Origin of the sequence: Planktothricoides sp. SR001 (assembly GCF_001276715.1) — a bacterium.
GTDB lineage: Bacteria > Cyanobacteriota > Cyanobacteriia > Cyanobacteriales > Laspinemataceae > Planktothricoides > Planktothricoides raciborskii.
On the sequence record NZ_LIUQ01000025.1, the window covers coordinates 79,915 to 92,990 of the forward strand.

The following is a 13,076-nucleotide window of genomic DNA, read 5'->3' on the forward strand; positions in this document are numbered from 1 at the left end:
ATTATTTAGAAAGATTACAGCGCAAATCTGCCGCGAGTAAACCACAAATATCTAGGGGCGAACCACGACCGCAGACAAATTATTGCTGAAAATATTGTAAGGGAGAAGCATTCCGGCAGTGTACGGGCGTGATCTTTCCGGCAGATAATTTATTGCTTAGAATATTGTAGGGGCGAATGGCCATTCGCCCCTACTGCCGGAAAGATCACGCCCCTACCGGAAAGATCACGCCCCTACCGGAAAGATCACGCCCCTACCGTAGTTCAGTAAGAAAGAAAACCGCTGTAATTAAGGATAAAAGCCCAATTTCGGCAAACCGAGGGTTTCATCCCAACCCATCATCAGGTTCAAACATTGCACCGCTTGACCCGCTTGCCCCTTAATTAAGTTATCGATCGCCGACATAACGATCACACGGTCGGTACGCTGATCCACTTCGATGCCGATATAGCACATATTGCTACTGCAAGCCCATTTAGTTTGGGGATAAATCCCATTAGGCAGAATCGTCACCCAGGGACAATTCCGGTAAAACGCCTTATAAATCGTCGCCAAATCTTCCCGCACCAATCCTGGATCCCGCAAAGTAGCGTAAACCGTGGCCAAGATACCCCGCACCATTGGCATCAGGTGAGGGGTAAACTGGACTAACACCTCATGTCCGGCCAAATCACTGCAAATTTGCTCAATTTCTGGGGTGTGGCGGTGCCGAGTCACCCCATAAGCGGCGATGGAACTATCCGCTTCCGCTAGTAACATATTAGTTTTCGCCTGTCTACCACCCCCCGAAGTGCCGGACTTGGCATCGATCACCGCCGTTTCTGGGATAATCATCCCCTGTTTGAGTAGCGGGGCTAAAGCCAGTAAGCTGGCGGTAGGATAACAACCGGGACAACCGACTAACTTGGCGTCTTTAATGCGATCGCGATACAGTTCCGGTAAACCATAGACCGCCGTTGCTGCCACATCTCCATCGGTGCGATCGCCCCCATACCAAGCCTTGTAAGTTTCTAAGTTACTAAATCGGTAATCAGCCGACAAATCCAACACCTTGCAGCCTCTTTGAATCAGGGTGGGCGTCATCTCACAAGCCAAACCATTGGGCAACGAAAGAAACACCACATCACATTGAGCCGCGATCGCCTCTGGATCCACTGGAGCGATCGTCAAATCCGTCGCATGACTCAAATGGGGATAAATATCGGAAAATGGCTTCCCGGCACTACTATCTCCCCCCAAATAAACCACCTTCACCCCTGGGTGATCCATCAGCAGTCGCACCAACTGCACGCCACCATACCCAGATGCTCCGACAATTCCCACCGACACTGGCTTAGAATCACCCATATCACTTCTCCTAATCAAAACCTATCGAGATTTCTGGTATTTTTGCTCAAATCTTGCCGAGCAAAGCCCAATGCTGCATTGTAGTATCAAAATTCTGATTTAGCGGTAGTAGAATTACCGATTTTATGAGCAATCTAAACATCTGGAAATCTTGACAACCCATAAAAACCGCTCTTTCCGCTTTCTGAGGGCGAGGGAATCGCCCTAAACTCGGTACAATTTAAACATCAGTGCCAAAAAAATTATTGTTTACTTGCTTTACTTTCATCGTGGAATCGTCTGAAAACGCTTCAAAACAAAACTTTGTCTTTGACTCTGTAGAATCTGCCCTCGCAGAGATCAAAGCGGGACGCCTCGTGGTTGTGGTCGATGATGAAGGCCGAGAAAATGAAGGGGATCTCATTGGTGCCGCTCAGTTTACCACCCCAGACACCATCAACTTTATGGCGGTACATGGTCGTGGTCTAATCTGTTTAGCCACAACGGGCGATCGCCTGGATCAACTTGACCTACCCTTAATGGTCACAAACAACACCGAAAGCAATCAAACTGCCTTCACCGTCAGTATTGATGGCTCTCCCAGCTTAGGCGTCACCACCGGCATCTCCGCTGAAGACCGTGCTCGCACCATCCAAGCGGTGATTAATCCCAACACCAAACCCTCTGACTTACGTCGTCCCGGTCATATCTTTCCCCTGCGAGCTAGGGAAGGCGGCGTCTTAAAACGGGCAGGTCATACGGAAGCAGCCGTGGATCTGGCTCGCATGGCTGGATTATACCCAGCAGGAGTCATCTGCGAAATTCAAAATCCTGACGGCTCAATGGCTCGGTTGCCAGAACTCATCGAATATAGCAAAACCCACAAGCTAAAAATTATCAGCATTGCTGATTTAATTAGCTATCGACTCAAACACGAAAGGTTTATCGTCCGGGAAACCGTCGCCGCTTTGCCCACCGAATTTGGTCAATTCCAAATCTATGGCTACCGTAACATCTTAGACAACTCCGAGCACGTCGCCATTGTCAAAGGCGACCTCGCTGATTTTCACAACCAACCTGTCATGGTGCGAGTGCATTCGGAATGTTTAACCGGGGATGCCTTGGGTTCTCTGCGTTGTGACTGTCGGATGCAGTTACAAGCTGCCCTGAAAATGATTGAAAATGCCGGTCAAGGGGTGGTGCTATATTTGCGCCAAGAAGGGCGCGGCATTGGTTTAATCAATAAACTCAAGGCGTACTCCCTTCAAGATACGGGTTTAGATACCGTAGAAGCCAATGAACGCTTAGGATTTCCGGCGGATCTGCGTAACTATGGCGTCGGCGCCCAAATGCTCAATGATTTGGGCATTTCTCAAATTAAATTGATTACCAACAATCCCCGCAAAATTGCTGGCTTGAAAGGCTATGGTTTGGAAATTGTTGATCGCGTCCCCTTATTAATTGAATCCAACCCATATAACTGTCTCTATCTCGCCACCAAAGCGGAAAAACTGGGTCATATGCTCTTGCAGACCTATTTAGTCACCGTTGCCTTGCATTGGCCTAGTTATTCTCTAACCTTAGAACAACGGTATCAATACCTGGAAAAATTACGTTCTTTAGCGGAAGAAGAACATTTATTAATCCAAGAGGAGAAACGACCTGTCACCGTAGCAGTGTTTGGTCGCCCTGAATTTACCGTTCACTTTGGTTTCGATCAACCCAAACTAGCGGCACCGGATTGGTATAAACACCCAGAACATCCTTATATCAAAGCCATCTCGGAAATTCTCGATGCTTTGACCACTTGGCCTCGTCTGGATCGCCTGGAATTTCTCATTTCTTCCGGGGTCGATCCCCTGACAAATTTGGGGGTGGATCTCAACCGTCAAACCTTCCCCCTGAGTAAATTACCCTCTTCCTTATGCCAAAACCTGGCATTGCAAACAATTTATAGCTTTTCTGTGGGTAATAAGCCGTAATTTGTTATTTGTTATTTGTTATTTAAATAAAAAAATCACAAATAACAAATAACAAATAATTTTCGTTAAGAAAACATCAGAATCTCTGTGTGCTGCACGTGATTATTGAATATATTAATCATGCTAAGATAAGCAACTTTTCTGGAGTGGCAAAATATGGCCTTAATTGTCCAAAAATATGGTGGTACATCCGTTGGATCAGTGGAACGCATCCAAGCGGTGGCTCAAAGAGTCGTGAATACAGTGCAAGCGGGTAACTCCGTGGTCGTGGTCGTTTCCGCAATGGGGAAGACCACGGACGGATTGGTGAAATTGGCCAACGAAATTTCCCCTAATCCCAGTCGGCGGGAAATGGATATGCTGCTGTCTACGGGGGAACAAGTTTCGATCGCCCTGATGAGTATGGCGTTACAGCAAATCGGTCAACCGGCGATTTCTCTGACTGGGGCACAAGTTGGGATTATTACCGAAGCGGAACATACCCGGGCGCGAATTTTACATATCCCCAAAGAACGCCTAGAATCCCATTTAAAAGACGGCAAAGTGGTGGTCGTGGCTGGGTTCCAAGGGATTTCCAGTCTCGAAGATTTGGAAATTACCACCCTGGGACGCGGCGGATCCGATACTTCAGCGGTGGCTTTGGCAGCGGCATTGCAGGCGGATTGTTGTGAAATTTATACCGATGTGCCGGGGATTTTGACCGCTGACCCGCGTATTGTACCCGATGCTTGCCTGATGTCGGAAATTACCAGTGATGAAATGCTGGAATTAGCCAGTTTAGGGGCGAAGGTGCTGCATCCGAGGGCGGTGGAAATTGCCCGAAATTATGGGATTACTTTGGTGGTGCGGTCTAGCTGGACTGACGACCCAGGGACTAGAGTGATTTCTCCGTCACCTATTCCCCGTCCGTTAGACGGTTTGGAACTGGTGCGTCCGGTGGATGCGGTGGAGTTTGATACGGATCAGGCAAAGGTGGCGCTGTTGCGGGTGCCCGATCGCCCTGGGGTAGCGGCACAGATGTTTGGGGAAATTGGTCGCCAGGACTTGAATGTGGATTTGATTATTCAGTCAATTCACGAAGGGAATAGCAATGATATTGCCTTTACGGTGAATAAGCATTCCCTGAACCAAGCGGAAGCAGTGGCAGCAGCGATCGCGCCTACCCTTCGCCAGCGTTCTAATTCTGGTTCTAATTCTGGAAAGGACAACCCCGTAACCAACGAAGCGGAAGTTATGGTGGAAAGGGATATCGCCAAGATTAGCATTGCTGGGGCCGGGATGATCGGGCGACCGGGGGTAGCGGCGCAAATGTTCTCCGCCTTAGCCGCAGAAAAGATTAATATTCTGATGATTTCTACCTCCGAGGTGAAAGTCAGTTGTGTGATTGACCAAAAAGATTGCGATCGCGCCATTCATACCCTCTGCGAAACCTTCGCCGTGAATAGTTCTCCCGTAGACGAAAGCATTAACATTGAACTATCCGAGTTGAAAAAATCCGCCCCACCTGTGCGCGGTGTAGCCTTGGATCTCAAGCAAGCCCGGATCGCCATTCGCTTTGTCCCCGATCGCCCTGGGATGGCCGCAAAAGTTTTTACCCTCTTAGCGGAAAAAGGTGTCAGCGTAGACACGATTATTCAGTCTCAGCGTTGTCGCATCATTGACGGTATCCCCACCCGTGACATGGCCTTTACCGTTGCCCAAGGAGATGCAGATGATGCCCGTGATGTCTTAGCGCCCTTAGTCCAGGGGTGGCAATTTGGTGAGATTACTGTGGATAAAGCGATCGCTAAAGTTAGTATCGTGGGAGCAGGGATGGTCAACCAACCCGGAGTCGCCGCGAAAATGTTTGATGCTTTAGCCAAACAGCAAATTAACATCCAAATGATCACCACTTCAGAGATTAAAATTAGCTGTGTAGTGGATGAAGATCAAGCCGTAACTGCCTTGCAAGCCGTTCACGCCGCCTTTGAACTTTCCGGGGCGAAAAAAATTGAAGTTCCGGCTTAATTTTATTTGTTATTTGTTATTTGTTATTAATTAGCACAAATAACAAATAACAAGTAATAAATAATAGATAATCAATAATCAATAATAAATAATTAAAAACCTATGAATTTACCCAAATATTTATTCAACCTTTTCACCAGTAGCCTGATTGTCATCGTTTTTCATAGCAGCGCGATCGCCTTTGAGGGGGATAATTTTCAGGATAATTTTCAGGATAATTTTAGAGATAATTTACTGGCACAAAACCCCAACTGTGACAATCCCCAAAGCCAAGCCGAAATGAATATTTGTGCCGCTAGATATTATCAAGCAGCGGATAGAAAACTAAACCAAGTCTATCAACAATTATCATCCCAAATGCGATCGCAACTTACCCTGGCACAGTTAGCTTGGATTGACTTTCGCGATACCAACTGTGACTTTGCCAGAAGTCTTTTTGAAGGAGGAACCATCGCACCAAGCATTTATAATGGCTGTTTAGGCGGCATGACTGAACAGCGGACAATTGAACTAGAAGCCTATCAATCTCGTCAAATTCCTCAACCCACCAGCCGAAATTATCAACAAGTTGACCAAAAACTTAATCAAGTTTATCAAAATTTTATCGCCCAACTAAATGGGTTCAATAAAAACAAATTACAAACCGCTGAATTAGCTTGGATTAAATTTCGCGATACCAACTGTGCGTTTGAAGGGACTCAAACATCAGGAGGCGAAAATCTTTGTAAAATCCGCATGACCGAACAACGCACCGAAGAACTCGCTCAATTAATGGATTTATTGTTTTAGTTGTTGGGTAGGGATTAGGCATATTGTTGGGTAGGGATTAGGCATATTGTTGGTTATTTGTTATTTGTTACTGTTTGTTTTTTTGGGAGAGAATAACGAATAACTAATAACTAATAACTACTTATCTTATACACTATAAATAAAGACTATTTGCGACCATCCAAAAAAAGGAAAGTTGCGGCGGTTAGAAAAAAATATCCCATTGTTACTAAACATGACTCAAATACTCGACAATCTAAAAGCCATTGATGACAAACTCTCCCAACGTCATATCGATCTCGATCCCAATGGCTATTTTATTATTTACCTAGACCGAGAAGCGGGGCTGATTTGTGCTAAACACTTTACAAATGCGATCGACGATCGCGGTTTAGCGGTCGATCCCGAAACCGGCGAAGTGATTCCCGCAAGGGGTAAAGTACAACGGACTCACACCACCATATTTACCGGAAAAACGGCTAAACAACTTTGTGTGAAAATTTTTGAAGAAACTAGCCCAGTTCCCGTCACCATGCTCGATCATGCCGCTTATTTAGGCCGCGAATTTGTTCGGGCGGAAATGGCTTTAGTCACTGGGGCCGACTATGTGCAAGATTAATTAGTTATTCGTTGTTGGTTGTTAGTTATTGGTTGTTGGTTGTTGGTTGTTGGTTCTTAGTTGTTGGTTATTATAGCAGTCCTATTTCAATCGTAATATTTTTGTAGGGGGCAATTCCTTAAGGCGGTGGTTGCCCCGGAGCGTTTAGGGGTAAGCTCACGCTTGCCAAACCTGTTACCCCTACAATTCCACAACTGATATAGGACTGCTATAGTTGTTGGTTGTTAGTTGTTGGCTATGGCTCTAACAAACAACAAACAACAAACAACAAATAACTAACAACTAACAACCAACAACTAATGACTAATTAATGTACCAGTAATACGTCACCATTGGAATCACCGTGGCTAAGATTAAGAGCACCACAACCACAATGGTGGAATTAAACGTATCGGTTTCTTCCGCCGTTTTATAGGTGCGTTCCACATCAATGGAATTGTCAAATACGGGCGGCCCTGGATCCGGTTCCCCAAATAATACCGTGGCAACGCGATCGCTGGCATCCAACAGGGCTTGATTATATTTGTCTCCTTGGATCAAAGGCACCTGAATCGTGTCATTAACCACACTGGCAACAATCTCATCAGTCAGCACCGATTTTACCGCCTCTCCGGTGCGAATTCCCGCGTTATTAGTCACGTTATCGATCGCAATTAAAACTTGATTCGCCTGCGCTTCCGGGGTAGGAAACCACTTCTCAAATAGCTGATTGGTAAAATCTTCAATACTCAGGCCATAATCCAAGCGGTGAATCGTCACCAACCAGGGTTGATAGCCGGTTTTTTCCGCCACCGCATCAAATTTTTTGGTAATTTGACCTTCATTCAAGCGGCTAAGAATTTCCCCATCATCCAGCACTCTGGTGCGATCGGGGGGCGTCGGCGGCATTTGATACATTCCCGTCGCACTCGCAGGTAATGCCACCAACCCACTGGCTAACAGGATCATCCCCACCACCGCCATTAGTCGCTGAGTATATTTTCTTAAAGAAAAGATTGCTAGTCTCATGTGCTTATGTAAGAAAACTGATTGTTCAATATCTTACATTTAATGGTAGATTAGAATTAAATTTTATTAAGTATTGGTTATGAGTTATTTGTTATTGTTTGTTGTTTGTGTTTAAGAAATGACGGTTGGCATTTCGTTAAGTGATGCTACAGATATTTGATTTCAGGAGATGAGGAGACCGCCGTCGGCAGAGGAGACCGCCGTCGGCAGAGGAGATCAGGAGCAGAGGAGATCAGGAGCAGAGGAGATATATCTCCTCTGCTCCCCCACACCCGACACCTTCCGACCCCCGTTCCCCAGCGAACAACCAACAACTATCAACCAAATAATCCCTACCCAAAGAATCCCTACCCAACAACTAGCAATTAGCAATTAGCAAGTAGCAATTAGCAATTAATTATGAATATTCTAATTATTGGCTGTGGTTATGTCGGCACTGCGGTGGCAAAGTTGTGGAAAGAAGGGGGTCATACCCTCACTGTCACCACCACGACCCCAGAAAGAGTTCCTGAATTACAAGCAGTGGCTCACCGGGTAGAAATTCTTCGAGGGGATGACCTCGAACGAATGCGGGATGTGCTAAAAGATCAAGAAGTGGTACTGCTGAGTGTCGGGGCGAAAAATCGCACCGGCTATGAGCAAACTTACTTAAAGACTGCGGAAACCTTAGTCACGGCCTTAAAAGAAGTCCCCACAGTGCAGCAACTTATATATACAGGCAGTTATGCTGTATATGGCGATCGACAGGGTGCGTTGGTAGATGAAGAGTCGCCAGTCTGTCCTGCCAATGAAAATGGTGAGATTCTGTATAAAACAGAGCAAGTTTTATTGGCGGCAGCGAGTGAGCAATTGACTGTTTCTATTCTTCGCATTGCGGGAATTTATGGGCCGGGTCGAACTCTGTTAAGAATCTTTCAAAATATTGCCGGAAAAACTCGTCCGGGAACCGGCCAAGAGATCGCTAACTGGATACATTTAGATGATATTGTAGGGTCATTGGATTTTATTCTTTGCCAGCAATTGGGGGGCATCTACAATCTCGGAAATGATTCACCTATGACTACGGGCGAACTCCTTGATGGTTTGTTTGAATGTCATGGGCTGCCTAAAGTAATTTGGGATCCATCGACACCCCAGGTACGTCCCTACAATGCACGGCTATCCAATGAAAAGCTGAAAGCGGCAGGATACAATTTGATTCATCCGAAAATCGAATTTTAAGCCGTAAACACATTCTAATTGTTAAGAAATGAGCATAAATTTTTTCATTTATGACTTCGGAGAATGTGAGCCGCGATCGCTATTTAAGGCAATGAATTTGTGTTTATCAGTACACAGGAATAAAAAGGAATTACTCGTGATGGAAAATCTCGCTTATATTCATATTGCTGAAGCATACGAGCAACAGGATATTCCGAGTTATCCCAATTGGCGCGGGAAATGGCCAAAGTTTAGCCGTCGGTCTATTTCCTCTGTGATGTCTGTGGTTTTCAGCGCCTCAGTTTTTGGTACGGCGGTGCCAGCCCTGGCGCTAATCAAGTTGGGAGATAGCGGCGATCAAGTCGTTCAAGTCCAACGGCGTCTGCAAGAACTGGGTTATTTTAAGTCCAAAGCCACCGGCTACTATGGTTATTTAACGGAAGATGCGGTGAAGCATTTTCAACAAAATAATGGATTAACACCGGATGGAGTGATTGGGACAAAAACCCAGGAAGCTTTGGAGCAAACCTATCCAGAGACTCCACAACCGACGACTCAGCCGGTGGTCAGACTGGGAGATGATTCCCCGACCGTCTTACGGGTACAACGCCAGCTTAGTTCTTTGAAGTTATATGATTGGCGGCAAATGAACGGGAAATTTGATGACGCTACACAACAGGCGGTGATTAATTTCCAGAAAGCGAATGGCTTGACTCCTGATGGAGTTGTGGGCTTGAAAACTCACACGATGCTACAGCAAAAAACCGGCTTGTAATTGCTTGAGTGGCCTCGGTAGCGACTGTAGGGTGGGCAAGATTTGCCCACCCTACCATTGCTAGAATCGCTATTAACTTTCCAACAAACAACTTTCCAACAAACAACTTTCCAACAAATCACAGTCTTAATCTACCGATGAATTTTATTCTGACTAATGACGACGGCATCGATGCCCCAGGGATTCGCGGATTGGTTAAAGCACTGGAGAACTATGATTGTGCGATCGCGGCTCCGAAAAAACAATATTCGGGGTGTGGACACCAAGTCACGACCCATCGCGCCATTCATGTAGAATGCCGTTCCGAGCAGGAATATGCCATTGGGGGAACCCCTGCCGACTGTGTACGCATTGGCTTAAGTCATTTATTTCCCGCCGCCACCTGGGTCATTTCCGGGATTAATGAGGGTGGGAATATGGGAATTGATGTCTATCTTTCTGGAACCGTCGCCGCCGTAAGGGAGGCGGTATTTTTAGGCCGTGCAGGAATTGCCATTTCTCAATATCGCAAAGGAAAACGCCCGATTGATTGGTCTGCCACCACTCGTCGCGCTGCTTATGTCTTGGCCGATTTACTGAATCGACCCCTAGAACCGGGCAGTTTCTGGAATGTGAATCTTCCATACATCGAACCCGGAGAACCCGACCCGAAAATGGTGTTTTGCCAACCTTCCACCCAGCCCTTACCGATCCAATATCGGGTAGAAAGGGATGAGTTTTATTATGTGGGTGAATATGGGCACCGCGATCGCGCCCCCAATACGGATGTGGATGTGTGCTTTTCCGGTCACATTGCCGTTACCAAAATTTCCCTTTAAGGTTATTCGTTATTCGTTATTGGTTATTCGTTATTTGCATAATCAGTCAAACAACGAATAATCAATAACAAATAACTAAAATTATTTAAATGCTGACATTCCTTTAAATAGCATGACTAACCCACCAATGACAATGGCCAGGGCTAGTCCACCGGCGATCGCATCTAACAACGCTGTATTTTCCATTGAATACCTGAGTAAATTGTTTTCTGAGATGTTTTAATTTTTGGACTCAACCGATAAAAAAATTACCAGTGATTCATTCTACTCTAAAATTAGGTTTGATCTTTTGATCCATAAATTATCAGGATAAATTATCCTGATAAACAAGCACTTGGTTACGTCCCCGTCGTTTGGCTTCATAAAGAGCCAGATCCGCTCGTTTTAACATTTCGTCAATTTCGGGATCGGTTGAGGCATAAGTTGCCAAGCCAATGCTAACGGTAATACGCAAAATATTATTGTCAATTTCTAGGTTTAAATTAGCAATAGTTTGGCGAATTCTTTCAGCGACTTTGAAAGCATCTTCACTGTTAGTTTCTGGGAGAAAACCGACAAACTCTTCTCCCCCAAATCGGCCAAATAAATCAACGTTTCTGAGTAAACTTTGGGTGGTTTGGGCGATCGCCTTTAAAGTTTCATCCCCAACCGTATGACCATAAGTATCATTAATCATCTTAAAATAATCTACATCCAAAATAAACACAGAAAAAGAATTGCCATAACGACAAACTCGGTTAAATTCCTGCTCGGCTAAAATAAAGAGATGACGCCGATTAAGTACCCCAGTTAGACCATCAGTGGTGGCTAATTTATTTAACTCAATTAGGTTTTTTCTCAATTCATCTCTGGTATATTTCAACTCTAAATGAATCTTAACCCTTGCCAGTAATTCACCGGACTTAAATGGCTTAGTAATATAGTCAACCGCGCCTTGCTTGAAGGCTTCCATAATCATTTTATTTTCGTGACTGGCGGTGACGAAAATAATCGGTATTTCCTCGTATTGACTAATTCCTTTAATTTTTTTACAAACTTCGATTCCATCCATCTCTGGCATCATTATATCCATCAATATCAAGTCTGGTTTAGACTTTTTCATGCGTTCAAAGGCTTGTTCGCCACTGGTGGCAAACGTTGTAGAATACCCCACGCGATCTAGGATGGCGCCGACGACTTTCAGATTACTCCTCACGTCATCGACGATTAACACCAGAAATTCTTTAGGATTAAACGATTTTACTGGAAACCAGAGAGGATCCATCATTTTTATAATCTGAATTTAACCAATAATTCGACCAGAAATTATCCTCTGATAAATGCTCTGAAAGTCATCTGAGCAAACATCTATATTAACTTTAACATTTTATGAATATTTCTCTGAGGGAATTTGCCCAAGGATGTCAGCATTCCCGGAACCGCAATCAACGGCTCATCTTCATCACCACATCCAATAAGCAAGTATTTGCACTGACGGCAATTGTTTGTAATTAACTTATTCATATTTCATAACTTGTAACAAATAAATAATATGAGATTTTGTATGAAATACTTTTATTAGAGAATTTTCGGCCTTAATTTAGGCGATCGCTTCCGGGAGGAAAGCCAGTCATTTAACCAAATTTATATTTTTTGTAAAAAGCAAAATCAGCCGCCAGGAAATAATCCTATCGGCCTATTGCAATTGTTATGAAGCTTAAATATTGACGAAAAATTATTGTCAAATTATGTTATGCTTCTAATCGTCCACTCCCCCGATGTTCTTGAGAAGTGCTTTGGACGCTATCGGGATCTTTCTCAGAATTAGTGATATCACGACGCCCGCTGCCCCTGGCTTCGTCTTTGATTGACATCCGACGATTATTCTGATCGGAATCCATCGTGTCAATGCGTCCGCTCCCTCTAGGCATACGATTTACAAATTTGTCCACAACAAGTTTAGACTGATTCAATGACAGTAATACTTGAGATTTCATCTCTAAGCAACCGTCCCTTTGATCTGCACCTCTTTTGCAAAAATTTCCATCATTTTCCGAGAGAATATTCAATGGAATATCAGAGCCAACTTGGTCAAAAGACCCAGAGTCAAAAGTACGAAATGCCGCGTTACCAACGCCAGTCAATAATAAACCAGACAATAGAATAAAACCGTAAATGCTGCGCATAGTTAATATTTCCTTTTAAACTATATTTCAGAATTCGGAAACTCAGCGCAGTTTCAGGATAAAATTATTTTTTTCGGTCAGTTTATCAACTGTCCACAGGTTTGATTGGTGGTTTTTGATTGTCTGTTTGCTATTTATTATTGCTTATTGCTTACTTGTTAATTGTTGTTTCTTTGTGTAGGGGAGAACGGGCGTTCGCCCCTACGGAATGGTGAATAGATTTCACCCATGAATAAACCCATAAATAAACCCATAAATAAACCCATAAATAAAGGGAGGGACAATTCATCAATTGTCCCTCCCTGGATCGGAAATATTATTGGTTATTTGTTGTTTTAACTTTACCGCTCGTAAAAATCTGGACAAAGTTACCCAAAGGTAGACAATGTTAGACAGCTACGTTTGTAA

General features: G+C 44.4%; 11 protein-coding genes. 7 read left to right on the top strand and 4 right to left on the bottom strand.

Annotation, left to right across the window (positions count from 1 at the left end; translation table 11 throughout):
• Positions 1-288: 288 nt before the first annotated feature.
• Positions 289-1,347, bottom strand: coding sequence for an N-acetyl-gamma-glutamyl-phosphate reductase (gene argC, locus AM228_RS15840; protein ID WP_054467061.1), 1,059 nt, complete (start codon positions 1,345-1,347; stop codon positions 289-291).
• 269 nt (positions 1,348-1,616) lie between these two features.
• On the opposite strand from argC, the gene ribBA reads away from it, so the two are divergent.
• From ribBA to AM228_RS15860, 4 genes are all read left to right on the top strand, one after another.
• The gene (ribBA, locus tag AM228_RS15845) at positions 1,617-3,308 is read left to right on the top strand and encodes a bifunctional 3,4-dihydroxy-2-butanone-4-phosphate synthase/GTP cyclohydrolase II (protein ID WP_054467082.1); all 1,692 of its coding nucleotides are present in this window, start codon (positions 1,617-1,619) and stop codon (positions 3,306-3,308) included.
• 156 nt (positions 3,309-3,464) lie between these two features.
• A complete protein-coding gene (locus AM228_RS15850; RefSeq protein WP_054467062.1) occupies positions 3,465-5,315 on the top strand; it encodes an aspartate kinase in 1,851 nt (616 codons plus the stop codon).
• A 102-nt stretch (positions 5,316-5,417) separates the two neighbouring features.
• Complete coding sequence (locus AM228_RS34290; RefSeq protein ID WP_054467063.1) at positions 5,418-6,104, top strand: lysozyme inhibitor LprI family protein; 687 nt, start codon at positions 5,418-5,420, stop codon at positions 6,102-6,104.
• A 214-nt stretch (positions 6,105-6,318) separates the two neighbouring features.
• The gene (locus tag AM228_RS15860; protein WP_054467064.1) at positions 6,319-6,702 is read left to right on the top strand and encodes a DUF4346 domain-containing protein; all 384 of its coding nucleotides are present in this window, start codon (positions 6,319-6,321) and stop codon (positions 6,700-6,702) included.
• A gap of 303 nt (positions 6,703-7,005) precedes the next feature.
• Here AM228_RS15860 and psb32 read toward each other — a convergent pair whose 3' ends face one another.
• Positions 7,006-7,710 (bottom strand): photosystem II repair protein Psb32, encoded by a 705-nt coding sequence (gene psb32 / locus AM228_RS15865; protein ID WP_054467065.1) that lies wholly within the window; start codon positions 7,708-7,710, stop codon positions 7,006-7,008.
• Positions 7,711-8,109: 399 nt separating this feature from the next.
• Here psb32 and AM228_RS15870 point away from each other — a divergent pair, with 399 nt between their 5' ends.
• From AM228_RS15870 to surE, 3 genes are all read left to right on the top strand, one after another.
• Positions 8,110-8,931: an SDR family oxidoreductase gene (locus AM228_RS15870; protein ID WP_054467066.1), complete on the top strand. Its 822-nt coding sequence runs from the start codon at positions 8,110-8,112 to the stop codon at positions 8,929-8,931.
• Between the two features lie 139 nt (positions 8,932-9,070).
• Positions 9,071-9,685: a peptidoglycan-binding protein gene (locus AM228_RS15875; protein WP_054467067.1), complete on the top strand. Its 615-nt coding sequence runs from the start codon at positions 9,071-9,073 to the stop codon at positions 9,683-9,685.
• A gap of 137 nt (positions 9,686-9,822) precedes the next feature.
• Positions 9,823-10,503: a 5'/3'-nucleotidase SurE gene (gene surE / locus AM228_RS15880; protein WP_054467068.1), complete on the top strand. Its 681-nt coding sequence runs from the start codon at positions 9,823-9,825 to the stop codon at positions 10,501-10,503.
• Between the two features lie 304 nt (positions 10,504-10,807).
• Here surE and AM228_RS15885 read toward each other — a convergent pair whose 3' ends face one another.
• A complete protein-coding gene (locus tag AM228_RS15885) occupies positions 10,808-11,770 on the bottom strand; it encodes a diguanylate cyclase (protein ID WP_231636818.1) in 963 nt (320 codons plus the stop codon).
• Between the two features lie 463 nt (positions 11,771-12,233).
• Positions 12,234-12,668, bottom strand: coding sequence for a hypothetical protein (locus AM228_RS15890; RefSeq protein ID WP_054467070.1), 435 nt, complete (start codon positions 12,666-12,668; stop codon positions 12,234-12,236).
• Between the last annotated feature and the right edge of the window lie 408 nt (positions 12,669-13,076).

What these genes read in the sequence shown, in the direction of transcription:
- AM228_RS15850 (WP_054467062.1), top strand. Translation starts at nt 3,465, where the DNA reads ATGGCCTTAATTGTCCAAAAATATGGTGGTACATCCGTTGGATCAGTG.
- AM228_RS34290 (WP_054467063.1), top strand. Translation starts at nt 5,418, where the DNA reads ATGAATTTACCCAAATATTTATTCAACCTTTTCACCAGTAGCCTGATT.
- AM228_RS15860 (WP_054467064.1), top strand. Translation starts at nt 6,319, where the DNA reads ATGACTCAAATACTCGACAATCTAAAAGCCATTGATGACAAACTCTCC.
- psb32 (WP_054467065.1), bottom strand. Translation starts at nt 7,710, where the DNA reads ATGAGACTAGCAATCTTTTCTTTAAGAAAATATACTCAGCGACTAATG.
- AM228_RS15885 (WP_231636818.1), bottom strand. Translation starts at nt 11,770, where the DNA reads ATGATGGATCCTCTCTGGTTTCCAGTAAAATCGTTTAATCCTAAAGAA.
- AM228_RS15875 (WP_054467067.1), top strand. Translation starts at nt 9,071, where the DNA reads ATGGAAAATCTCGCTTATATTCATATTGCTGAAGCATACGAGCAACAG.
- AM228_RS15890 (WP_054467070.1), bottom strand. Translation starts at nt 12,668, where the DNA reads ATGCGCAGCATTTACGGTTTTATTCTATTGTCTGGTTTATTATTGACT.
- surE (WP_054467068.1), top strand. Translation starts at nt 9,823, where the DNA reads ATGAATTTTATTCTGACTAATGACGACGGCATCGATGCCCCAGGGATT.
- AM228_RS15870 (WP_054467066.1), top strand. Translation starts at nt 8,110, where the DNA reads ATGAATATTCTAATTATTGGCTGTGGTTATGTCGGCACTGCGGTGGCA.
- argC (WP_054467061.1), bottom strand. Translation starts at nt 1,347, where the DNA reads ATGGGTGATTCTAAGCCAGTGTCGGTGGGAATTGTCGGAGCATCTGGG.